This window comes from Actinomadura sp. NPDC049753, assembly GCF_040674655.1.
GTDB classification, from domain to species: domain Bacteria; phylum Actinomycetota; class Actinomycetes; order Streptosporangiales; family Streptosporangiaceae; genus Spirillospora; species Spirillospora verrucosospora.
Genome location: NZ_JBFARL010000071.1, coordinates 1 through 21,368 on the forward strand (window position 1 = coordinate 1; position 21,368 = coordinate 21,368).

The 21,368-nt window shown below is 72.4% G+C and carries 22 protein-coding genes; 13 read left to right on the forward strand and 9 right to left on the reverse strand.

Going from position 1 to position 21,368, the window contains the following annotated elements; genetic code table 11:
* Positions 1-164: 164 nt before the first annotated feature.
* Positions 165-908 (reverse strand): hypothetical protein, encoded by a 744-nt coding sequence (locus tag AB0K37_RS19580; protein WP_363982793.1) that lies wholly within the window; start codon positions 906-908, stop codon positions 165-167.
* A 221-nt stretch (positions 909-1,129) separates the two neighbouring features.
* Here AB0K37_RS19580 and dut point away from each other — a divergent pair, with 221 nt between their 5' ends.
* Entirely contained in the window at positions 1,130-1,630 is a 501-nt protein-coding gene (dut, locus tag AB0K37_RS19585; protein ID WP_345184798.1) for a dUTP diphosphatase, read from the forward strand.
* A 3-nt stretch (positions 1,631-1,633) separates the two neighbouring features.
* Positions 1,634-2,461, forward strand: coding sequence for a DUF3710 domain-containing protein (locus tag AB0K37_RS19590; protein ID WP_363982796.1), 828 nt, complete (start codon positions 1,634-1,636; stop codon positions 2,459-2,461).
* A 198-nt stretch (positions 2,462-2,659) separates the two neighbouring features.
* Here the strand turns inward: AB0K37_RS19590 and AB0K37_RS19595 are convergent, their stop codons facing one another.
* The gene (locus AB0K37_RS19595; protein ID WP_363982799.1) at positions 2,660-3,361 is read right to left on the reverse strand and encodes a PIG-L family deacetylase; all 702 of its coding nucleotides are present in this window, start codon (positions 3,359-3,361) and stop codon (positions 2,660-2,662) included.
* Between the two features lie 26 nt (positions 3,362-3,387).
* Positions 3,388-4,668: an ArsB/NhaD family transporter gene (locus tag AB0K37_RS19600; RefSeq protein ID WP_363982801.1), complete on the reverse strand. Its 1,281-nt coding sequence runs from the start codon at positions 4,666-4,668 to the stop codon at positions 3,388-3,390.
* A 230-nt stretch (positions 4,669-4,898) separates the two neighbouring features.
* Between AB0K37_RS19600 and AB0K37_RS19605 the strand changes: the two genes are divergently transcribed.
* The 3 genes from AB0K37_RS19605 (at position 4,899) to AB0K37_RS19615 (ending at position 7,953) form a co-directional block, all read left to right on the forward strand.
* Positions 4,899-5,696, forward strand: a complete 798-nt coding sequence (locus tag AB0K37_RS19605; protein ID WP_363982804.1) for an ABC transporter ATP-binding protein — start codon at positions 4,899-4,901, stop codon at positions 5,694-5,696.
* Position 5,697: 1 nt separating this feature from the next.
* Complete coding sequence (locus tag AB0K37_RS19610; RefSeq protein ID WP_363982807.1) at positions 5,698-7,056, forward strand: FtsX-like permease family protein; 1,359 nt, start codon at positions 5,698-5,700, stop codon at positions 7,054-7,056.
* 72 nt (positions 7,057-7,128) lie between these two features.
* A complete protein-coding gene (locus AB0K37_RS19615) occupies positions 7,129-7,953 on the forward strand; it encodes a hypothetical protein (protein ID WP_363982810.1) in 825 nt (274 codons plus the stop codon).
* A gap of 75 nt (positions 7,954-8,028) precedes the next feature.
* On the opposite strand, the gene AB0K37_RS19620 is transcribed toward AB0K37_RS19615, so the two are convergent.
* Positions 8,029-9,507, reverse strand: a complete 1,479-nt coding sequence (locus tag AB0K37_RS19620) for an MFS transporter (RefSeq protein WP_363982813.1) — start codon at positions 9,505-9,507, stop codon at positions 8,029-8,031.
* Between the two features lie 140 nt (positions 9,508-9,647).
* Here AB0K37_RS19620 and AB0K37_RS19625 point away from each other — a divergent pair, with 140 nt between their 5' ends.
* Both AB0K37_RS19625 and AB0K37_RS19630 read left to right on the forward strand, forming a co-directional pair.
* A complete protein-coding gene (locus AB0K37_RS19625) occupies positions 9,648-10,070 on the forward strand; it encodes an OB-fold nucleic acid binding domain-containing protein (protein WP_363982816.1) in 423 nt (140 codons plus the stop codon).
* 28 nt (positions 10,071-10,098) lie between these two features.
* Positions 10,099-10,764, forward strand: coding sequence for a DUF3159 domain-containing protein (locus tag AB0K37_RS19630; protein WP_363982819.1), 666 nt, complete (start codon positions 10,099-10,101; stop codon positions 10,762-10,764).
* A gap of 193 nt (positions 10,765-10,957) precedes the next feature.
* Here the strand turns inward: AB0K37_RS19630 and AB0K37_RS19635 are convergent, their stop codons facing one another.
* Both AB0K37_RS19635 and AB0K37_RS19640 read right to left on the reverse strand, forming a co-directional pair.
* Entirely contained in the window at positions 10,958-11,617 is a 660-nt protein-coding gene (locus AB0K37_RS19635; protein ID WP_363982822.1) for a TrkA family potassium uptake protein, read from the reverse strand.
* Complete coding sequence (locus AB0K37_RS19640) at positions 11,617-12,282, reverse strand: TrkA family potassium uptake protein (RefSeq protein WP_179836369.1); 666 nt, start codon at positions 12,280-12,282, stop codon at positions 11,617-11,619. Before AB0K37_RS19640 ends, AB0K37_RS19635 begins: the two co-directional genes overlap by 1 nt.
* 244 nt (positions 12,283-12,526) lie before the next feature.
* Here AB0K37_RS19640 and AB0K37_RS19645 point away from each other — a divergent pair, with 244 nt between their 5' ends.
* The 3 genes from AB0K37_RS19645 to AB0K37_RS19655 all read left to right on the forward strand — a co-directional run bounded on the left by AB0K37_RS19645 (position 12,527) and on the right by AB0K37_RS19655 (position 16,455).
* The gene (locus AB0K37_RS19645) at positions 12,527-14,560 is read left to right on the forward strand and encodes an APC family permease (protein ID WP_363982825.1); all 2,034 of its coding nucleotides are present in this window, start codon (positions 12,527-12,529) and stop codon (positions 14,558-14,560) included.
* Positions 14,553-15,890, forward strand: a complete 1,338-nt coding sequence (locus AB0K37_RS19650; protein WP_363982828.1) for a class I SAM-dependent RNA methyltransferase — start codon at positions 14,553-14,555, stop codon at positions 15,888-15,890. The genes AB0K37_RS19645 and AB0K37_RS19650 overlap by 8 nt, the downstream gene beginning before the upstream one ends.
* A 337-nt stretch (positions 15,891-16,227) precedes the next feature.
* Positions 16,228-16,455 carry a PASTA domain-containing protein gene (locus AB0K37_RS19655; protein WP_363982831.1) on the forward strand — a complete coding sequence of 76 codons (228 nt, stop codon included), beginning with the start codon at positions 16,228-16,230 and terminating at the stop codon, positions 16,453-16,455.
* A 39-nt stretch (positions 16,456-16,494) separates the two neighbouring features.
* On the opposite strand, the gene AB0K37_RS19660 is transcribed toward AB0K37_RS19655, so the two are convergent.
* Together AB0K37_RS19660 and AB0K37_RS19665 are read right to left on the reverse strand one after the other, a co-directional pair.
* Positions 16,495-16,872: a UTRA domain-containing protein gene (locus AB0K37_RS19660; protein ID WP_363982882.1), complete on the reverse strand. Its 378-nt coding sequence runs from the start codon at positions 16,870-16,872 to the stop codon at positions 16,495-16,497.
* A 29-nt stretch (positions 16,873-16,901) separates the two neighbouring features.
* On the reverse strand, positions 16,902-17,708 hold the full coding sequence (locus tag AB0K37_RS19665; protein ID WP_363982834.1) for a UTRA domain-containing protein: 807 nt from the start codon (positions 17,706-17,708) through the stop codon (positions 16,902-16,904).
* 273 nt (positions 17,709-17,981) lie between these two features.
* On the opposite strand from AB0K37_RS19665, the gene AB0K37_RS19670 reads away from it, so the two are divergent.
* Together AB0K37_RS19670 and AB0K37_RS19675 are read left to right on the forward strand one after the other, a co-directional pair.
* Positions 17,982-18,575, forward strand: coding sequence for a hypothetical protein (locus AB0K37_RS19670; RefSeq protein ID WP_363982837.1), 594 nt, complete (start codon positions 17,982-17,984; stop codon positions 18,573-18,575).
* A 245-nt stretch (positions 18,576-18,820) separates the two neighbouring features.
* Positions 18,821-19,333, forward strand: coding sequence for a GNAT family N-acetyltransferase (locus AB0K37_RS19675; protein WP_363982839.1), 513 nt, complete (start codon positions 18,821-18,823; stop codon positions 19,331-19,333).
* A gap of 113 nt (positions 19,334-19,446) precedes the next feature.
* Here AB0K37_RS19675 and AB0K37_RS19680 read toward each other — a convergent pair whose 3' ends face one another.
* Complete coding sequence (locus tag AB0K37_RS19680; protein WP_363982842.1) at positions 19,447-19,932, reverse strand: macro domain-containing protein; 486 nt, start codon at positions 19,930-19,932, stop codon at positions 19,447-19,449.
* A 259-nt stretch (positions 19,933-20,191) separates the two neighbouring features.
* Here AB0K37_RS19680 and AB0K37_RS19685 point away from each other — a divergent pair, with 259 nt between their 5' ends.
* Positions 20,192-21,367 (forward strand): GNAT family N-acetyltransferase, encoded by a 1,176-nt coding sequence (locus AB0K37_RS19685; protein ID WP_363982845.1) that lies wholly within the window; start codon positions 20,192-20,194, stop codon positions 21,365-21,367.
* Position 21,368 lies beyond the last annotated feature (1 nt).

The following is a 21,368-nucleotide window of genomic DNA, read 5'->3' on the forward strand; positions in this document are numbered from 1 at the left end:
CGCGGCGATCACGGCCGCCGCGGCCGCGCCGGCGAGGGCGGGCGGCAGCACCCGGTGCGCCCGCACCGCGGCGGCCAGCGCCGCCGGGCGCCTGACCTGCCCGGCCAGCGAGGCCAGCAGGACGAGCGGGACGGTGACGGCGGCGATCCCGGCGAGGAGTCCGGTCACCGGACCGCCTCGACCGCCAGCCCCGCGAGCCGGCGCGGGACGTCGCGGACCCGGTCCTCCTCGGGCAGCACGGTCACCAGCAGCGACGCCAGCGCCAGCAGGAAGTAGGGGCCCTGGCCCTCCACGGTGTCCCGGAACAGCTCGCCGCCCGCGACCGAGGCGCCGCGCCACGGCGGGAGCCGCCTGCGCGTCACCGTGGTCAGCGCGGTGATCTCCAGCAGGCCGATCCCCGGCACCTCCTTGACCATCTCGGCGGGCTCGGGGCGCCTGGCCCGGCCGCGCGGGACGGCGGTGACCCCGTCCTCGTGCTCGGTCAGGCGCAGGGTGTCGAAGAAGGCGACGGCGTCCGCGGGGCGCCCGTGGTAGAGGTGCGTGAACACCGCGTGGCGGCGCCCCTCCCACACGGCCGCGAGGACGGGGTCGCTGAGGCCCGTCTCGGCGTCGCGGGTCGCCGTCCCGCCGACGCGCAGCCGGCCGCCCTGGACGCGGAACTCCTGCTCGAAGCGGTCGACCCCGATGTCGGAGGCCCAGGCCAGCGCGTCCTCGCGGGTGCCGCTGGAGATCTCGTGGAGCCGCCCGCCCTCGGCGATCCGCGCCACCGACGTGCACGGCCGCCGCAGGTCGTGGTCGCCGGCGAGCCGGACCCGCACTCCGTCCAGCGAGCGGTGGGTGACACCCCGCCCCCGTGCGCCCTGCCCCGGTGCGCCCTGCCCCTGTGGGCCCTGCGCCCGTGTGCCCATGCCGTCCCCTTCCCGGGGGACGCGCCCCACAGAAACGCCGCGGGTAACAATTGCGACGCTACGCGTGATACCTCGCTTCAGGGGCAAACCTTCCGGAAGTGGTCACGCCCGGGACCGGGTAGGGTCAACTGCCGGACTCGCGCGGCAGCGGCGTTTCAGCGGCGGCCGTCCCCGGCGCCCTGGATAGGGTCGTGTGGTTCTCCGGCAGGTAGGCGCGTGAGGTGGAGCCCGTGAGCAAGGTCGATGTGCTGGTCCGGCGGCTGGATCCGGAGCTGCCCCTGCCGCAGTACGCCCACGCGGGCGACGCGGGCGCCGATCTGGTCGCGGCCGCCGACGTGGAACTGCCGCCGGGGGAGCGCGCCGTCGTCCCCACCGGGATGGCGATCGCGCTGCCGGACGGCTACGCGGCTTTCATTCACCCCCGGTCCGGATTGGGCGCTAAGTTGGGGGTGACCATCGTCAACGCACCCGGTACGGTCGACGCCGGCTATCGGGGTGAGATCAAGGTGACCCTGCTGAACACCGATCCCCGCGCCACGGTGAGACTGCGGCGCGGAGACCGCATCGCGCAGATGGTCGTCCAGCGGGTCGAGCACGCGGTGTTCCACGAGGTCACCGAGCTTCCGGGATCGGCGCGCGGAACCGGCGGGTTCGGCTCCACCGGCGGATTCGGCCCTGCCCCGCGATCCGGGGACAACGAGCACAGTAGAGAAGGAGCGTGAGTCGTGGCTTTTGGACGTCGCCGGCAGGCCGAGGAGCCCGCTGAGGGTCCCGAGGTGACCGAGGAGCCGGCGGAGACCGCCGAGGAGGCTCCCGCCGAGGCGGGGTCGGCCAAGGCGGAATCGGCGGCGGGCGGCCCGTGGGATTCCGAGGACTCCTTCCCCGAGCTGCAGCGGCTCGACTTCGGGGCCCTCCAGGTGCCGGTGGCGCCGGGGCTGGGCTTCCAGGTGAACTTCGAGGCGACCCAGGTCGACGAGGAGGGCAACCCGCTGGACGGACGCCCCGTCGCCGTGCTGGTGCAGTACGAGGAGAGCGCCATGCAGCTCCAGGTGTTCGCCGCGCCGAAGCGCAGCGGCATCTGGGACGATGTGCGCCGCGAGACCGCCAAGGACATCCAGGAGGAGGCGCAGGGCCAGACCCAGGAGGGCGAGGGCCCGTTCGGCTCCGAACTGCTGGCGATGGTCCCGGCGGCGCTGACCGAGGAGGTCCTCGCCGAGATGCCGCCGGAGGTCCGCGAGCAGATCCCGGCGGAGTTCGTCGAGCAGGGCTGGGCGCCGCAGATCATCCGTTTCCTCGGTGTGGACGGCCCCCGCTGGTTCCTGCAGGCCGTGGTGCAGGGCGCCGCGATCGAGGACGAGGAGCAGTGGCAGGTCCTGGAGGACGTGCTGCGCGGCGTGGTGGTGCACCGCGGCGACGCCCCGATGCCGCCCCGCGAGCTGCTGGAACTGCAGATCCCGCAGGAGTTCAGCGAGGCCGGCGAGGACGGCGAGGAGGAGGCCGTGGAGACCTTCGACCCGTTCGAGCGGGGCCCCGAGATCACCGAGGTCCGCTGACCGCACGAGCACCGGACCCGTCCGGCCGCACGCTTTTCGGACGTGCGGCCGGGCGGGTTCTCGGCGTCTGCGGCCGGCCGATCGCTTGCCTTGCACCGGCCCCCGGGCGGTCAATCAGTGCATGTCGAAGAAGACGCGCAAACGCCGGGCCCGCAAGCGGAGCAAGCACAACAAGGGCAAGCGGCCCAACGCCCGCCACTAGCTCTCGATCATCTCGAACAGCATCGCGTGCTCGACGCCCGCCTGCTTCCCGCCCGCCTCGGCCGCGTCGGTGAGGAACGCCTCGGCGTCGAACCCTGCGCCGAGTCCGGCGAAGTACACGCGGTGCGCGAGCAGCGAGTCGATCCCGGCCCGCAGACGGCCGGTGACGTCCACGTAGTGGGTGGGCTGCGGCGATCCGCCGAACAGTGCGAACCGGACGCCCTGCCACGGTTCGAGGCCGAGGTCGCGGAAGACCCACCGGTTGGCCGCGTCCCGGACCGCGTCCGCGACCGCGAGGCCGAGGGCCCGGTGGTCGGCCATGTTGAAGCCGCCGCCGGGGAAGGTCTCCCGGAAGTTGATGGACAGCACCACCTCGGGCCGGTGCCGCCGGATCGCCGCGGCGAGCGTCCGCCGCAGCGGCAGCCCGTACTCCAGCGTGCCGTCCGGCAGGTCGAGGAACTCGACCTCGCGGACGCCGACGATCCGCGCCGCCTCGACCTGCTCGGCGCTGCGGATCCGCCGCACCTCGCCGGGGTCCATCGAGTCGATCCCGGCCTCCCCGCGGGTGGCCAGCACCTCCGTCACGGTCTTGCCCTGGCCCGTCCACTTGGCGACCGCCGCCGACGTCCCGTACTCCAGGTCGTCGGGGTGCGCCACGATCGCGAGCGCGCGTTCCCAGTCCTCAGGCACCTCGTCCATCCCCCCATCCTCCCGGACGTGGCCGGTCACAGGTAGCGGAGCCAGAGGTACGGCGTCGCCAGGGCGACCGTCACGAGGGTGACGACGATGCCGTAGCGGGTGAAGCGCCAGAAGCTGATGGGCGTGCCGTTGCGGGCGGCGATGCCGAGGACGACCACGTTGGCGCTGGCCCCGACGGCGGTGGCGTTCCCGCCGAGGTCGGCGCCGAGGGCGAGGGCCCACCACAGCACGTGCCCCTCAGTGCCGGGGTGCTGCTGGACGAGGTCGGAGACGATCGGGCTCATCGTCGCCACGTAGGGGATGTTGTCCACGATCGCCGACAGCCCGGCGGACGCCCACAGCAGCAGCATCGCGGCCACGCCGAGGCGGCCGTCGGTGGCGTCCGCCGCCGCCCTGGAGATCTCGCCGATGACGCCGGTCTCGACGAGGCCGCCGACCATCACGAACAGGCCGGCGAAGAACACCAGCGTGGGCCACTCGACCTCGCTGAGGGCCTCCTCGGTGGTCACCTTGGTCGCGGCGACGAGCAGACCGGCGCCGAGCAGCGCCACCACGGAGGGCTCGTAGTGCAGGACGGGGTGCAGCACGAACGCCGCGATCACCACGGCGAGGACGGCGAGCCCCTGCGCGAGCAGGCGGCGGTCGGTGATGGCCTCCCGCTCCTCCAGTTCCATGACCTCGGCGGCCAGGTCCGGGTCGTAGCGGAAGGCCGAGCGGAACAGCCACCGGCACATCACGCAGAACACGACCATCAGCACCACGACCAGCGGGGCCAGGTGGACCAGGAAGTCGTTGAACGACAGGCCGCCCCGGCTGGCGATGATGATGTTGGGCGGGTCGCCGACGAGGGTCGCGGTGCCGCCGATGTTGGACGCCATGACCTCGGCGATGAGGTACGGCTCGGGCGCGAGGGCGAGCCGCTCGCAGACGAGGAACGTCACGGGCGCGACCAGCAGGACGGTGGTGACGTTGTCGAGCAGCGCCGACGCCCCCGCCGTGAGCACGACCAGCATCACCATGAGCCGGTAGGGGCGTCCCCGCGCGCGCTTGGCGGCCCAGATCGCCACGTACTCGAACACGCCCGTCCGGCGCAGCACCGAGACGATGACCATCATGCCGAGCAGCAGGAAGATGACGTTCCAGTCGATCCCGGACTCGGAGGAGAAGAACGCGCCCCGGGCGTCGGTGATGTGCAGCAGGAGCATCAGGCCCGCGCCGCCGAGCGCCACCGCCGTCCGGTGCACCTTCTCCGACGCGATCAGCACGTACGCGCAGACGAAGATGACGATCGCGGCGGTGGCCTGCACGGAACCTCCCGGACGGCATGGGGATGACGGGACCTGCCGACCAGACTTCCCGGCGCACCACGGGCGACTCTAACCGTCACGGCACGCCGCGGGCGAGACCGGGGCCGGGCGATGGTGGGGTTTTGCCTACCCCGATCGGAGTGCTGGACCCATCCTCGGCGGGCCCGCGCGTCCGTAGCTTCGTGTCCCGGAGGCGCTCCACGAGGGGGCGCCGGGCGGAGGTGAGGACGATGTTCGGACGCAGGGGACCGGAGCCGGGGCGCCGGGTGCCGGGCGAGGCGCTCCGGCTGGAGAACGTGCGCCGGGTGTACGGCCCGGAGGGCAACCGGGTCGTCGCGCTGGACGGGGTGTCGCTGTCGCTGCCGACCGGGTCGTTCACCGCGGTCATGGGCCCGTCCGGGTCCGGCAAGAGCACGCTGCTCCAGTGCGCCGCGGGCCTGGACCGTCCGACCGGGGGCCGCGTCTTCGTCGACGGCGCCGAGTTGACGGGCGACGGCGAGGCGGAGCTGACGAAGTTCCGGCGGGAGCGGATCGGTTTCGTCTTCCAGCAGTTCAACCTGCTGCCGACGCTGTCGGTCCTGCAGAACGCGGTGCTCCCGCTCAAGCTCGCCGGCCGCAAGGTGGACAGGGGCGCGGCGCGGGCCGTCCTGGAGCGGGTGGGCCTCGGCGAGCGGCTCGGCCACCTGCCCGCGGAGCTGTCCGGCGGGCAGCAGCAGCGGGTGGCGATCGCGCGGGCGCTGCTCACCCGGCCGCGGGTGCTGTTCGCCGACGAGCCGACCGGCGCGCTCGACACCCGCAGCGCCCGCGACGTGCTCGGCCTGCTGCGCGAGTCGGTGGAGGCGTTCGGTCAGACGGTGGTGATGGTGACCCACGACCCGGTCGCCGCGTCCTTCGCCGACGCCGTGCTGTACCTGGCCGACGGGCGGATCGTCGGCCACCAGCCCGCGCCGACGGCCGAGTCCGTCGCGGAGCGGATGACGCGCCTGGCCGACGAGGTCGAGCGCCAGCGCATGACGGCGGGGGCGTGACATGTTCGCACTGGCGATCGGTTCCCTGCGCAGGCGCGCGGGCGCGTTCACGGCGAGCTTCCTCGCGATGTTCCTCGGCGCGACAATGATCATGGCGTTCGCCTCGATGCTCGACACGGCGGAGGCGAGCGGCGCGACGGGAGAGACCCGGGAGACGCTGGTGACGATGGCGTCGGTGGTCGGGGGCTGGGGCCTTCTGCTGGTGGTGTTCGCGGTCACCTCGACGCTGACCCTCTCGGTCCGGCAGCGGGCGACGGAGATCGCGCTGCTGAAGAGCGTCGGCGCGACCCCGGCGCAGCTCGCCCGGATGATCGTCGGCGAGGCGGCGGGCCTCGCCGTGGTGGCGGCGCTGCTCGCCGTCGTCCCCGCCTACCCGGCGGGCCGTGCCCTGCTCGGGCTGCTGCACGGCACCGGCCAGGTGCCCCCGGAGATCGGCTACGGCTTCGGCCCCGTCGCCCCGGCGATGGGGATCGGTGTGACGCTGGTGTCCGCGGTCGCCGCCGCACTGATCACCGCGCGCCGCGCCGCGCGCGTCCGGGTGACGGAGTCGCTGACCGCCGCCGCCACCGGTGACACCGGGCTGGGCCTGAGGCGCATCGTGTTCGCGGTGCTGTTCCTGCTGGTCGCCGTGAGCGAGGTGGTCGTCACGGTCACGGTGATGGACGGCAAGGGCACCGAGGCCATGGCGACCTCCGGGCAGGCCGACATCTTCGCCGGGATCGGGCTGGCCCTGCTGGCGCCGGCGATCATGCGCGGGGCGACGGCGCTGGCGGCCGGGCCGATGCGGATGCTCGGCGGCGCGGCGGGGGACCTCGCGGCGGCGACGATGCGCCGCCGGTCGGGCGCGCTGGCCTCCGCGGTCACACCGGTCATCCTGTTCGTCGGGACCGCCGTCGGCACGCTGTACGCCCAGGCCGTCGAGAACGAGGCGATGGACGCGGCCGGTCTGGCGAAGACGGCCGATCAGAAGGGCATCGAGACGCTCAACTTCGTCGTCATCGGCATGGTGGTGCTGTTCACGGCGATCATGCTGGTCAACACGCTGATCGCGGCGACCGCGCACCGGCGCCGCGAGTTCGGCCAGACCCGGCTCGTCGGCGCGACCCCGCGCCAGCTGCTCGCCGCGGCGGCGCTGGAGTCGGCGGTGCTGACGGCCACCGGCGTGGCCTGCGGGACGGTCGCCGCCGTCTTCACGATCGTGCCGTTCGGTCTCGCTCGCCGCGACTCCGCCGTCCCGGCCGGGGACGCGTGGACCTACCTCGCGGTCGTCGCCCTCGCCGCCGCCCTGACCGGCGTCACGACCCTGGCGGCCACCCGCCGCGCGATCCGCGTCCCCGCCGTGGAGGCCGCCCTCCGCTGACCGCCCGGCTTGTCTTCGCGTGGGTGCTCGCCCATACTGGGTGAGCACTCACTCATTTTCGGAGGAGCGGTCATGGCGGGATCGGTGGAGGCATCGCGCGGCAGGTTTCCGGTGGCGGCCGCCGTCCAGGGCCTGGGGGCGTTCTGGACGGGCGGCCGCCGGGTCGAGCGTGCCGCCTACGCCGTCGGCGCCGCGCTCCTCGCCTCGGGCCTGCTGCACCTGGTCGTGTTCGCCGTCGACGGCGGCCCGTGGACGGGGCCGGTCTCGTGGCGCAAGCCAGTCACGTTCGGGCTCTCGTTCGGCCTGACGCTCATCACGATCGCGTGGGTCAGCGCGTTCGTCCGGCTGGGCGACCGCGCGCGGACCGCGATCCTCGGGGTGTTCGCCGCCGACTGCGTCGCGGAGGTCTCCCTCATCACCCTCCAGGCGTGGCGGAAAGCGCCGTCCCACTTCAACGAGGAGACGGCGTTCGACACGGTCGTCACCCGGATGCTCGCGGCGGGCGGCGGGATCCTGGTCGTCACGCTGGTCGCGCTCGCGGTCGCCGCCTTCCGCCGCGACGAGCGGGTCGCGCCGAGCATGCGGCTGGCCGTCCGGTCCGGCTTCGCCGCGCTGATGCTCGCGCTGGCCTCCGGCGCGGCGATGATCGCCCGCGGCGTCGCCACGGTGCAGTCCGGCGACCAGCAGGCCGCCTACCACGTGGTCGCCGCGCTGAAGCCCGCGCACTTCGTGACCATGCACGCGATCCTCGTCCTGCCGCTGCTGGCCTGGCTGCTCACCTTCACCGGCCTGCCCGAGGCCCGCCGCGTCCGGGCCGTCGCCCTCGCCTCCGGCGCCTACTGGGCGGTGGCGGCGCTGGTCATCGCGGTCTCCGCCGTCCGGTTCGCCACCGCCTGAGACGCGAGACCGGAAGGCCGGAGAACGCCGAACTCGCCGCCCTTCACGGGCGGCGAGTCCGGCGGAGGAGAGGGGTCAGTGCGCGCGGGCGCGGCGGGGGAGGAGGAAGGCGACCAGGAACGCGGCGGCGGTGAGCCCGGCGGTCAGGGCGGTGACCTGCTTCGCAGCCTCCAGCGCGGCCGGCGCGGCGAACCGACCGGCCGCCGGGGCGCCGATCGTCCCGAAGAAGACCGTGCCGAGGACCGCGACGCCGAGCGACGCGCCGAGCTGCTGGACCGACTCCAGCGCGGCCGAGCCGGAGCCCACCTCGTGGTCGGCGATGCCCGCCACGATCACGTCGAACAGCGGGACGAAGATCATGCCCATGCCGGCGCCGAACAGCAGCAGCGGCGCGGCGAGGTGCCAGCCGCCGACGCCCGTCCCGGCGGCCTCGAACACCGCGTGGAGCGCGGCCAGCCCGGCGACCATGAGCACCAGGCCCAGGTGCAGGATCCTGCGGCCCAGCCGGGCCATCGTCATGCCGCTGAACGCCGACCCGGCGAACGCCCCGACCGCCCAGGACGACATCGCCAGGCTCGCGGCCAGCGGCGTGTAGCCGAGGCCGAGCTGGAGGAACAGGCCGGTGGCGAGGGAGAACCCGGCGATCGCGCCGAAGAAGACGACGACGAACAGGACGCCGGAGCCGAAGGCGCGGTTGGCGAACACGCTCAGCCTGAGCAGCGGCGTCCGCCCCCGGCGGGTGCGGCGCAGCTGGTGCAGGACGAACAGGGCGAGGACCGGGACCGAGCCGGCGAGCAGCGCGAGCGACCAGGCGGGCCAGCCCAGCTCGCGGCCCTGGACGAGCGGGTGGACCAGCATGCTCATCCCGAGACCGCCGAGCAGCATGCCGCCCGCGTCCAGGCCGCCCGAGCGGTCGGCCGACACCGGCGCGGGCAGCGCCCGGGCGCCCGCGACCAGCGCGTAGACGCCGACCGGCACGTTCACCAGGAAGATCGCGCGCCAGCCGGTGCCGAACAGGTCGGCGTCGATCAGCAGGCCGGCCACCACCGGGCCGAGGATCGTGGCCAGCCCGATCACCGGTCCGAACAGGGCGAACGCCTTGCCGGTGTCCGTGCCGAACAGGTCGCGGATCAGTCCGAAGCCCTGCGGGATCATCACCGCGGCGCACAGGCCCTGCGCGACCCGGGCGGCGATCAGGCTCTCCGGCGACCAGGCGAACGCGCACGCCGCCGACATCGCCGTGAACGCGGCCGCGCCCGCCAGCAGGACGGGCCGGCGCCCGAACATGTCGCCGAGCCGCCCGCCGGTCAGCAGCGCCACCGCGAGGGCGAGCGTGTAGCCGGCGGCCGTCCACTGCAGCGCCGAGAACGAGCCCCCGAGGTCCGCGCGGATCGCGGGCGCGGCCACGTTCACCACGGTGGAGTCGAGCAGGTTCAGCAGCGTGGCGGCCAGGATCGCCGACAGGCCGAGCCAGCGGCGCGGGGCGGGCGCCGCGCCGTCGCCGGGGCGCGCCGTCCCGGCCGCGGGGGCCGGGGTTTCGAGGGTGGCGGTCATGGTCCGTCCTTCCATCACGGAGCGGAATGCTCTGTTCCGATTCTAGCAGAACGGAATGCTTCATTCCACATTCAGCCGGCGCAGATCCGGCGGCGGGGCAAGGGGTCCGCTTCGTCCGGGGATGCCATACGCTTCGAGGTATGGACGAGGTTTCGGCCAGCACTCCGCCCGGGACGGGGCCCGGCGGGCGCGAGCGCGGCAAGGGCGGGCTGCGGCGCTTCCTGCGGCGCATGGCGTCCACCAAGGCCGAGCTCGAGGCCGAGGAACTGCAGAAGACCACCGGCGACGAGGGCGCGACGCCGATCACCGAGTGCGCCGCGCGCAAGCGGCACTGCGTGGCGGGTACGCTACGTACGGTGACGCTCCGTCCCCGGGGCGGCGCCCCCGCCCTGGAGGCCGAGCTCTACGACGGCACCGACGTGATCAGCCTGGTCTGGCTCGGCCGCCGCAAGATCGCCGGGATCGACCCCGGGCGCCGGCTGCGCGCCGAGGGACTGGTCAGCGAGCAGGACGGGCGCAAGGTCATGTTCAATCCGCGATACGAGTTGCGCGGCGGCGCGTGAGGCCGCGGCGAGCCGCCGGGAGAGCGACGTGAGCGAAACGGAAACGGGCACCGCGCGAGAGACCGCCGCGCACGACACCGTCGAGGCGGCCGTCCGCGCCCAGCTCAACAAGGCGCTCGGCGGCGTGCGCGGCATGGTCGAGGCGGCGGTGCCGACCATCGCCTTCACCGGCACCTACGTCGCCGCGAAGGACGTCAAGCTCGCCGTCGGCGCCGGAGTCGGCGCCGCGGTGCTGCTCCTGCTGGTCCGGCTCGCGCAGCGCTCCAGCCCGCAGTTCGTCCTCAACAGCCTGTTCGGCATCGCCATCGCGGCGTTCTTCGCGCTGCGCTCGGGCAAGGCCGAGAACGCCTTCCTGCCCGGCATCATGCTGAACGCCGGCTACGCCGCCGCGATGATCTTCTCGATCGCGGTGCGCTGGCCGGTCGTCGGCTTCATCATCGGCTCGGTCACCGGCGACCCGACCGCCTGGCGGGCCGACCCCGGGATCGTCCGGCTGTGCTCCCGGCTCACCTGGCTGCTCGTGCTGCCCTGCATCGTGCGCGTCGCCGTCCAGTACCCGATCTACCTCGCGGACGGCGACCAGAGCGGCCTGCTCGGCACCGCCAAGATCGCGATGGGCTGGCCGCTCCAGGTCGCCGCGCTGGCCGCCATGGCCTGGCTCCTCGCCCGCGGCCGAACCCCGATAACGCGCTAGCTGGCATTTCTCTCCTCCTTCGGGCCTGGCGGCCCTCCATCGTCGAGAAACGCGGGCGATCGCCGGCATCGCTCCGACTCGCCTTGCGGCTCGCTGCGCGATCAGATTCTCGCTCCGCTCGAATCTGCCTTCGGACGCGATCGCAACCTTCAGGTTGTTGCGGGGTTGCGGTGCGGGCTGAGGTTGGCGCGGACTATCTCCCGCCGAGGAGTTCGGCGAGTTCGTCCTCGACGTCCTGGCTGGCCACGAACATCAGCTCGTCGCCCGGCTCCAGGGTGTCGTCGGCGGTGGGGACCAGCACCCGGCCCTCGCGCAGGATCGCCACCAGGGCGGTGTCGCGCGGCCAGGCCACCGATCCGACGCGCTCGCCGCCGAGGGGCGCGTCCTCGGGCAGCGTCAGCTCCACCAGGTTGGCCTCGCCCTGCCGGAACGTCATCAGCCGGACGAGGTCGCCGACGCTGACGGCCTCCTCCACCAGCGCCGACAGCAGCCGCGGCGTGGAGACCGCCACGTCCACGCCCCACGACTCGTTGAACAGCCACTCGTTGTTCGGGTGGTTGATCCGCGCCACCACGCGCGGAACCCCGTACTCGGTCTTGGCCAGCAGCGACACCACCAGGTTGACCTTGTCGTCGCCGGAGGAGGCGACCACCACCTGGCAGCGCTCCAGCGCCGCGTCGTCCAGCGCGGCGATCTCGCACGCGTCGGCCAGGAGCCACTCCGCGCGCGGCACCATCTCCACCTTGATGGCCTTCGGGCTCTTGTCGATCAGGAGCACCTCGTGCCCGTTCTCCAGCAGTTCCTGGGCGATGGACCTGCCCACCGCGCCGGCCCCGGCGATCGCGACCCGCATCACGCGTCCTCCCCGTTCCGCGCCGCGACCGCGGCGTTGACACGCTCCAGGTCGTCGGCTCCCGCCATGATGTGCACGATGTCGCCGTCCTGGATCACCGTGTCCCGCTCGGGGACGAGCGCCTCGCCCATCCGGGACAGGAACGCCACCCGGGTCCCCGCGTGCTCCTCCAGCTCGCCGACCTTCTCTCCCACCCATAGGTGGCCGGAGTCCAGCTCGGCGAGGACGACCGCGCCCGTCGGGTCGCGCCACAGCGGCTCGGCGCCCTCGGGGAGCAGGCGGCGCAGGATCTGGTCGGCCGTCCACCGCACGGTCGCGACCGTGGGGATGCCGAGGCGCTGGTAGACCTCCGCCCGGCGCGGGTCGTAGATCCGGGCCACCACGTTGTCGACCCCGAACGTCTCGCGCGCGACCCGCGCGGAGATGATGTTGGAGTTGTCGCCGCTGCTGACGGCCACGAACGCCGACGCGCGCTCGATGCCCGCCTCGGCGATGACCTCGCGGTCGAACCCGAACCCGGTGATGCGGCGGCCCCGGAACCCGCTGCGCAGCCGGCGGAACGCCTCCGGGCTCTGGTCGATGATGGCCACCGAGTGACCCTTGTCCTCCAGGATGTGGGCGAGCGTCGAGCCGACCCGCCCGCATCCCATGATCACGATATGCACGGCCGTTCCCTCTTCCATAGGGGGACGCTCCCCCTCTACCCCCCGCGCCGGGCACGGCATTCGCCGCCTACACCGCGCCGCGCCCGAGGACCGTTTCCTGTGAATGATCCCTGCGGGCTGCAAACCTACACATCCGCCCAGGCGAGTACTACTCAACCAGCTATCCGCCGGGGCGGCGAGGCGCCCGCGGAACGGGGGCGGCCGGGCGCTGCGCAGCGGCCCGCAGGGGCTAGAGTCTCGTTGCGTGTCAAAGGTTCCCGACCTCGCGAAGCGGCTCCTCCTCGGCCGCGCGCTCAGCAGCGCCCAACAGAGCGAGCAGCTGCTGAAGAAGCGCATCGCGCTGCCCGTGTTCGCGAGCGACGCGCTGTCGTCGGTCGCCTACGCCCCGCAGGAGATCCTCCTCGCGCTCGGCGCGGGCGGCCTGGTGATGTACCACTACACCCCGTGGATCGCCGCGGCCGTCGTGATCATCCTGTTGACCGTGGTCGCCTCCTACCGGCAGAACGTCCGGGCGTACCAGAGCGGCGGCGGCGACTTCGAGGTCGCCACCACCAACCTCGGCGGCAACTGGGGCGTCGTCGTCGCCAGCGCGCTGCTGGTCGACTACGTCCTCACCGTGGCGGTCTCGGTGTCGTCGGGAGTGGAGAACCTCGGCGCGCTGCTGAAGTTCATGCAGCCGCACGAGGTCGGCGTCGCGATCGCCATCGTGGTGCTGCTCACCCTCGGGAACCTGCGCGGCCTCAAGGAGGCCGGGGTTGCGTTCGCGATCCCCACCTACCTGTTCATGTTCGCGGTCTTCGGCATGCTGGCGTGGGGCCTGGTCCGGCTGGCCTCGGGCGCCGAACTGCAGGCCGAGACGGCGCACTACGAGGTCCGCGGTGACGAGATGGGCCTCGCCGGGTTCGCCCTGGTGTTCCTGCTGCTGCGGGCCTTCTCCTCTGGCTGCGCCGCGCTGACCGGGGTCGAGGCGATCAGCAACGGCGTGCCCGCGTTCCGCAAGCCCAAGGGCGAGAACGCCGCCACGACCCTGCTGATGCTCGGGCTCGTCGCGATGACGCTGTTCGGCGGCGTGACCGCGTTCGCCTACATCACCGACGCCAAGTTCGCCGAGCCCGACCAGGGCAGCCATCTGATCGACCCGTCCACCGGCAGGCCCGTGACCGACGCCGACCCGGTGATCGCTCAGGTCGCGCACACGGTGTTCAGCAACTTCACCCCCGGGTTCGCGCTGGTCACCGCGATGACGGGGCTGATCCTGTTCCTCGCCGCCAACACCGCGTTCAACGGGTTCCCGGTGCTCGGCTCGGTGCTCGCGCAGAACCGCTACCTGCCGCGCCAGCTGCACACCCGCGGCGACCGGCTCGCCTACAGCAACGGCATCATCATCCTGGCCACCATGGCCGGGCTGCTGATCTACGCCTACGACGCGTCCGTCAGCCGGCTGATCCCGCTGTACACCGTCGGCGTCTTCGTGTCGTTCACCGTCAGCCAGGTCGGCATGGTCCGGCACTGGAACCGGCTCCTGGCCACCGAGCCGGACCCGGCGCAGCGCCGCCGGATGCGCACCTCCCGCGGGATCAACGCCTTCGGCGCCACCCTCACCGGCATCGTCCTGGTCGTCGTGCTGATCACCAAGTTCGCGCTCGGCGCCTACATCGTCTGCATCGCGATGCCGCTGCTCTTCCTGCTGATGAAGGCGATCAGGCGGCACTACGACCGGGTCGCCGCGGAGCTCGTGCCCTCCGGCGAGGACGTCGCGCTGCCCGCCCGCAACCACGGCATCGTGCTCGTCTCCAAGATCCACAAGCCGACGCTGCGGGCCCTGGCCTACGCCCGCGCCACCCGCCCGTCCACGCTGGAGGCGGTGACGGTGGCGGTGGACCACGAGGAGTCGCAGCGGCTCCAGCAGGAGTGGGACGCCCTCGACATCCCCGTCCCCCTGAAGATCCTCGACTCGCCGTACCGGGAGATCACGCGCCCGGTCCTGTCCTACGTCAAGAGCGTCCGGCGCAGGAGCCCCCGCGACGTCGTCACCGTGTTCATCCCCGAGTACGTCGTCGGCCACTGGTGGGAGCACCTCCTGCACAACCAGAGCGCGCTGCGGCTGAAGGGGCGGCTGCTGTTCCAGCCGGGCGTGATGGTGACGAGCGTCGCGTGGCAGCTGCAGTCCTCCGACCGGCTCAAGGGGCGCAAGGAGCCACCCGGCCCCGGCTCGTCCCGGCGCCCGCCGCGGACCGGGGCACGCCCCGGTGCCGGTAGTGTTTCGGACCGTGACTGAACTCGAACCCGACGTCCTCGAACTGGAGGTCGGCAACGTCGCCAACGGCGGTTTCTGCGTCGCCCGGCACGAGGGGCGCGTGGTCTTCGTCCGGCACGCCCTGCCCGGCGAACGGGTGAGAGCCCGCGTCACCGACCGCACCAAGAACTTCCTCCGCGCCGACGCCGTGGAGATCATCGAGGCGTCGCCGGACCGCGTGCAGGCGCCCTGCCCGTTCGCCGGCCCCGGAAGGTGCGGCGGCTGCGACTGGCAGCACGCCTCCCTGCCCGCCCAGCGGGCCCTGAAGGCCGCGGTCGTGCAGGAGCAGCTGGAGCGGCTCGCCGGGATCACCCGAACGGTCGTCGTCGAGGAGGTCCCGTACCCGGTCGACGGCGAGGTGACGCCGCCGCCGGGGCTCGGCTGGCGCACCCGCGTCCAGTTCTCGGTCTCCTCCGGCGTCGTCGGCCTCCGCAAGCACCGGTCGCACGACATCGAGCCCGTGGACGAGTGCCTGATCGCCCACCCCGGCGTGGAGCTCATGGGCATCGAGCGCAAGCGCTGGCCGGGCGCGTCCGGCGTCGAGGGCGTGGTCTCGGCGACCACGGGCGACCGCCTCGTCGTGCTGCGCGGCCGCGACCGCCGCAAGATCCGGGTCCCGCGGCTGGACGTGCCGGTCCGGCTCGTGCGCGGCAAGCCCGAACCGGGCGCCGGGCTCCCGTACGTGCGCGAGGAGGTCTCCGGGCGGCTCTACCAGGTCAGCGGCAGCGGCTTCTGGCAGGTGCACCCGGGGGCGGCGCAACTGCTCGCCGACGCCGTCCTGGACGCCCTCGAACCGAAGCCCGGCGACATCGCCCTCGACCTGTACTGCGGCGTCGGCCTGTTCGCCGGCGTCCTCGCCGACCGCGTCGGCGACGAGGGCCTCGTCGTCGGCATCGAGTCGGACGGCCAGGCCGTCCGCGACGCCCGCTACAACCTGCGCGACCTCCCGAACGTCTCGATCGAGCGCGGCCCCGTCGAGGAGGTCATCGCCGACCTGGAGTTCGGCCGCGCGTCCTCGGGCTCCCGCACGCAGAACAAGCGCGGCACCGGCCACCACGGCGGTTCCCGGGTCCGCAAGGCCGACCTGGTCGTCCTCGACCCGCCCCGCACCGGCGCGGGCCGCGAGGTCGTCGACCACATCACCCGCCTCGCCGGCCGCAAGATCGCCTACGTCTCCTGCGACCCGGCCACCCTCGCCCGCGACCTCGCCTACTTCAGCGAACGCGGCTGGACCCTGGAGTCCTTCCGCGCCTTCGACGCCTTCCCCATGACCCACCACGTCGAGTGCCTCGCCACCCTGGTCAGAGGCTGACCACCGCGGCGACGTCGTCGGACCGCAAGGGGATCGGATGGGGCGGGCGCCGTCAGATGAGCGTGGCCGGGCAGTGACAGAGGGCTATCCAATGTGCACCGGTCACGGAGGGTAGGACGTCCAACGCGCGTCCCCCTGCTGTCGGTAGAACACAGGATTGCCCATGCGCAGCCTCCCGATCCTTGTCGCACTTCTCGCGGCCGCTCCAGCCTTCACAGCGTGCGGAGGCACTGCGGAGGACGCCGCCCCCACCAAGACCGTGACCGTCGCACCGCCCAGCGCGACGGCGCCGGCGAGCACACCGACCGCCCCTCCGAGCAGCGCGAAACCCCAGGCCGTGAAGAGGATCCGCGTCCCGAACGTGGTCGGGAAGAACCACCAGGCCGCGCAGAACATCATGCAGGCGGCCGGACTGTGGATGCTGCGGGAGGAGGACGCGACCGGCCAGGGGCGGATGCTCATCCTGGACCGCAACTGGCAGGTGGTCCGCCAGAACCCGAAGCCCGGAACGAGCGTCCTCCCCGACGCGACGATCACCCTGTACTCCAAGAAGATCGGGGAGTAGCCTCCACCCTCGCGTTGCTCCCGGTCGGCGGGTGGTGGGTCATTCCACCGGCAGGACGTACTCCACCTCGTACCGGTCCGTGGGCACCACGATGTCGGCCGTCTCCACCGCCCGCTCCGCCGTGCGGTAGGTCCGCTGGATCACCATGACCACGGACCCGAGCGCCTCGCCAAGCGGCTCCGCCTCCGACTGCAGCACCGGCCGCGCCGTCACGACCTCCTGCACCGACTCGATGTGCTGCCCGATCACCCTCATCCGCGCGACCACTCCGGCGCCGGCGTGCGGCCCCTCCTCGGGGAACATCACCGGCGTGCCGCGTGTCAGGTCGAGCGGCTCCCAGCTCGTGGACAGCATCACGGGTTGCTCGTCGGCCAGAAAGGTGTAGCGGCTCATCACGACCGGATCGCCCGCAGCGATGTCGAGCCGCTCGCCGCCCTCAGCTCACGTCAGAACTCGTCGAGGCCGCCTACCTGGCCGATGGTGAAGATGTGCCGCGTCGCCGCGCAGATCGTCTCCAACGTGTGGATCGGCGTCCCCTCCGTGGAGTAGGAGGCGCGCAGCACCTGTACGACCCATTCGCCGGGGTCGAGATCGAGCGTGTCGGCCTCGAACCGCGTGGCCGGCCGCGCGGTGAGCGTCTCCTCCGCGTGCCCGAAGGTGTAGCCGAGCGCGACGATCGCGGCCTGCAGTGACGGCTTGACGAACTCCGGCTCGGCGATGCGCGTTCCGGCGAACAGGTCGGCGCGGAAGCAGCTCGTGGCGATGCGGACGGGCACGTCGTTGGCCGTCATCATCTTGCGGCGGGCAAGGACGTCCTCGCCGGGCTCTACGCGCAGGCAAGCGGCCACGTGCTCGCTGGCCGGCTCGGTGCCGATGTAGAGCATCCGGCGGCCGGGCGTGATGCCCTGGCGCTCGGCCTCGGTGAGGAACAGCGACGCCGACCCACGGGTCGCCGGATCGGTCGGGAGGGCGCGCTGCACGATGACCGGCGGACCCTGGCTGACCGGCGCGGCGGGGGCCTTGGCGACCGGTCCCTTGCGCATCTGCGAGACGCGGCCGGGCGTGACGCCGAGCGCCTTCGCGATGTCCTCCAGGTTGTGGCCGGCCTCTCGCGCTTCGGCGATCGCGCCGCGGCGGATCCTGGCCGCCTCCTCGGTGAGCCCCTGCTGCTCGGTCATGGCGCGGCTGATCGCCCGCGCCCGCTCGATCGGGTCAGCGATAGCGGAGATGTCCCGCAATGTCCTCAGGTCCACGTGATCCATTCTCCGGTCTTCACCTGGCGAACTTTAGGCCCCCTATTGCGCATGCCTCCGAGGCGGCCTAACCTCACCTCGGAGGCGATTTTAGGCCCCCTAAAGTTCGCTATGTCGAGGGGTGTGCTCATGGACACAGCCGCGTCCGGTCACGCGGACCAGTCTCCTACAGAGGGAATCAAGGCCGCACCGCCTCCCCGCGTCGACCACCTCGAAGCGCGCGTAGCGGCGTTACGGGCCGAATTCCCCGGGTGGAGGATCGAGGGGAGTGACATGCCGTCCCTCCCGTACCGTGCCGTCCGGGAAGGGGCCGACGAGAAAGCGATCATCCTCGGCGCCGGATCCTGCGACGCGCTGTGGAACCTGCTGTCCCAGCAGGACGCCGCCGACTGCGAGCACGCTCTTCTGGCGCTGGGTAAGGCGCTGGAGGAGCGCGGCGTTCGGGGCGTCCAGCACTGTGCCAGCCTCGTCATGAAGGCGAAGGCAGGGGGCTCGCGATCGGTCGATGCCCTGCGGGGGCGGGTCGTCTGGGACTCTGGGCTCGACCTGGGGTCGACCGGCGCGGTGGACGAGGTCGCTGTGAAGATTGTGCGGCTGCTCGGTCTGGAGTTGCACCCGCAACTCTCGGCGCTCGCCCGGCGCATGGGCGTCCGCGGCTACGCCGTGGACATCGGCGCCCCGGAGATCACCGTGACGACCGCCGTCGGGGTCTCGCCGCCGCGCGCGGTGCGGATCACCTGCGAGCCGCGGCCGACGGACGAGGACCGCGACTGGTTCTGGACGCACTGGGGCGACCCGCTCGCCGAGGCCGGCGACATCACCGGCGCGGAGGTCGCTCTCGTGGGGCTGCTGACAGCCCGGCCATGAGCCGGGGAGGCGGTCTTCTGGTCAGGGGGCGGGTTCCAGCAGCGGGAGAGGTGTGACTGAGAGCCCTGGCACAGGCCGGCCCGGTACAGGACCGAATGGCCCCGCCATGCGAGCGGAGTGGGCGGGGCCTTTCGCGCGGAACTCACCGGGATTTCTGGTAAGACGAAACGTCCCCACATTCGGGAGGCCGGAAGGCGGGGCGTTCGCGCGGTCTTGCGGGTGGGCGTCCGGAAAGGGCTTGGCAGATGGTCAGTATCCGAGAGTGCCGGGAGGAAGACCTTGAGCTGCTGGAGTCCCGCATCCCCTCTCCTGGCCAGACCAGGAGGCACGCGGCACGGTTCGATCAGCAGCAGCGCGGTCTCACCACGTTTCTGATCGCCTGGGCCGAAACCGTTCCCGTCGGGACGGCGCAGATCCTGTGGCACGGGTGTGCCGCTCCCGAAGTGAGGCAGCGGCATCCGAACTGCCCCGAGCTGAACGGTCTGGGCGTCTGGCCGCCCGAACTGAGGTCCCAGGGCATCGGGAGCGCCATCATCGAGGCGGCCGAAGCCCTCGTCCGCCAACGCGGCCACGACCAGATCGGTCTGGGTGTGGACGACGACAACCCGCGTGCAGCCGCTCTCTATCTGCGACTCGGCTACCAGGAAACCGGCTGCCGCTACCTCGACAGGTACCACTACATCGACGACCAGGGGACCCGTCATGAAGTGGTCGATCCCGCGCGGTTCCTGGTCAAGCAACTCGGCGGAGGCACCTGACGCCCCGCCCGCATGAAGTGCCCGCGACGCTCAGAGGCGGCCGGGGTCGCCGAGTCGCGATCGTCTGCTGTCCGGCGCGGGATGATCTGCCGGCCGGGGGCCTATGAGATTCGTCAAGCGGGCGAGACGTCGTAGATGGTGACGGGGATGCCGTGGTCGGTGAGTTCGCTGGTGATGAGTGGTTCGATGCGCTCCCAGCGGCCTCCGGCCAGGCCGGTGCCAATACGGGGCATATGGATGGTGGCGCCCAGACGGGTGGCGTGTGCGGCGAGGTGGTGCAGGCACTGGCGGACGGCGTCGTAGCGGATGGGCGGTCCGGAGCTGCGGCTGGTCTTGATGCCGTGCTGGCCGATCATGTTGGCGACCCAGATGTCGCGGGCGACCTGGACCAGCTGGACCGCTCCGAGCTCGAAGTCGTTGCCGGCCCGGTCGCGGTGCCAGCGGCGGTAGGCGGCTTCCGGCTCGGGCCAGCGCTTGGAGATCGCCAGGACGAAGCCTTTGCCCCAGCCTCCGCGGTTATTGCAGATGTGGGCGATGATCTTGGGGCCCTTGGCCTGCGGGCTGGTCGCGTCGCCGGTCACGTAGCGGATGTCCAGCATGACCGGGACGGTATCGGGACATGCCGACAGACTCGCTGGCGGCGAACCTGGTCGGAGGGCGGCGTCGGCTGGTCATGCGGCCTGTGTTGAGAGTGGCTGAAGTCATGCCGGGCCGGGTGACCAGCCTCCCCACCCGGCGAGCGAGGACGGCCAACAAGGTGACCGGGGGCGCGCGTCGATGAGATCCGGGTTTCCGGCAGGACGCGTTCTGAGTGGTTGACCTCGGAAAATCGGTTGCGGGGCCGGTTAGCGTGGAAGTGTGATCGAGATCAGGGACGTGCCGGAGGCCGACGCCGCGCTCATGGTCGACTTCGCCGGGATGGTGTTCCACCTGCCCATGGAGGACGGCGACCGTGAGCGGGACGGGTGGCCGCTCACCCGGGCCGAGCGGATCGGCGCCTATGACGGCGACACGAGAGTCGGGCAGCTCGCGGCCATGCCGATGCGGCTCGCGGTCCCGGGCGCTTTGCTCGACTGCTCGGCGGTCACCTTCGTCGGGGTGCTGCCCACGCATCGGCGCCGGGGAATCCTGACGTCCATGATGGACCGGATGGACGCCGACGCCATCGCGGCGGGGCGTCCGGTGGCCGCGCTCTGGGCGTCGCAGGGCGCCATCTACGGCCGGTACGGGTTCGGGCTGGCCACGCGGGCGATCGACCTGGAAGTGACCACGTCGCGTCCGCTGGAGTTCCGCACGACCCCGGACGATCGGCCGCTGCGGCTCGTCGACGCCGCGTCCGCGCCCGAGCTGGTCGATCCGATCCACCGGCGCTCGCTGCGTCCGGGCGGGCTCGTGCGCGATCCCGAGTGGTGGGCCAAGGCGATCCTGCGGCCGGTCGACCGGGACTCACCCGGTTACACCGCGCCGCGCATCGCCGTCCATCCCGCCGGCTACGTGGTCTACCGGGTCCGCGAGGGGACGGTCAGGGTGGTCGACCTCGTCGCCGACACCCCGCAGGCGGAGGCCGCGCTCTGGGAGTTCCTGGCGTCGATCGACCTGACGTCACGCATCGAGGCGCTGGGCCGTCCGGTGGACGACCTGCTGCCGCACATGGTCACCGACCCCGACCGGGTCAACGTCAAAAGGGACTTCGGCGCCCTCTGGCTGCGGTTGATCGACGTGCCGGCCTCTCTTCGCGCCCGCTCCTGGGCCAGCGAGGACGCCTTCGTCCTGGAGGTCGAGGACCCGCGCATCCCGCCGAACGCCGGCCGCTGGCGCCTCACGACCGGCGCGGCGCCTGCTTGCGAACCGGCCTCCGGGCCACCGGACCTCAGCCTGAGCGCCGCCGATCTCGCGGCCGTCTACCTGGGCGGCCAGAGCCCGGTCACCCTGGTCCGGATCGGCGCCGTCACCGAGCACACGCCCGGTGCGGCCGCGCGGCTGGAGGCCGCGTTGGCCGTTCCGCTGGCGCCTTACATCAACGACGACTTCTGAG

What these genes read in the sequence shown, in the direction of transcription:
- AB0K37_RS19580 (WP_363982793.1), bottom strand. Translation starts at nt 908, where the DNA reads ATGGGCACACGGGCGCAGGGCCCACAGGGGCAGGGCGCACCGGGGCAG.
- AB0K37_RS19595 (WP_363982799.1), bottom strand. Translation starts at nt 3,361, where the DNA reads ATGGACGAGGTGCCTGAGGACTGGGAACGCGCGCTCGCGATCGTGGCG.
- AB0K37_RS19605 (WP_363982804.1), top strand. Translation starts at nt 4,899, where the DNA reads ATGTTCGGACGCAGGGGACCGGAGCCGGGGCGCCGGGTGCCGGGCGAG.
- AB0K37_RS19610 (WP_363982807.1), top strand. Translation starts at nt 5,698, where the DNA reads ATGTTCGCACTGGCGATCGGTTCCCTGCGCAGGCGCGCGGGCGCGTTC.
- AB0K37_RS19615 (WP_363982810.1), top strand. Translation starts at nt 7,129, where the DNA reads ATGGCGGGATCGGTGGAGGCATCGCGCGGCAGGTTTCCGGTGGCGGCC.
- AB0K37_RS19620 (WP_363982813.1), bottom strand. Translation starts at nt 9,507, where the DNA reads ATGACCGCCACCCTCGAAACCCCGGCCCCCGCGGCCGGGACGGCGCGC.
- AB0K37_RS19625 (WP_363982816.1), top strand. Translation starts at nt 9,648, where the DNA reads ATGGACGAGGTTTCGGCCAGCACTCCGCCCGGGACGGGGCCCGGCGGG.
- AB0K37_RS19635 (WP_363982822.1), bottom strand. Translation starts at nt 11,617, where the DNA reads ATGCGGGTCGCGATCGCCGGGGCCGGCGCGGTGGGCAGGTCCATCGCC.
- AB0K37_RS19670 (WP_363982837.1), top strand. Translation starts at nt 17,982, where the DNA reads ATGCCGTCCCTCCCGTACCGTGCCGTCCGGGAAGGGGCCGACGAGAAA.
- AB0K37_RS19675 (WP_363982839.1), top strand. Translation starts at nt 18,821, where the DNA reads ATGGTCAGTATCCGAGAGTGCCGGGAGGAAGACCTTGAGCTGCTGGAG.
- AB0K37_RS19680 (WP_363982842.1), bottom strand. Translation starts at nt 19,932, where the DNA reads ATGCTGGACATCCGCTACGTGACCGGCGACGCGACCAGCCCGCAGGCC.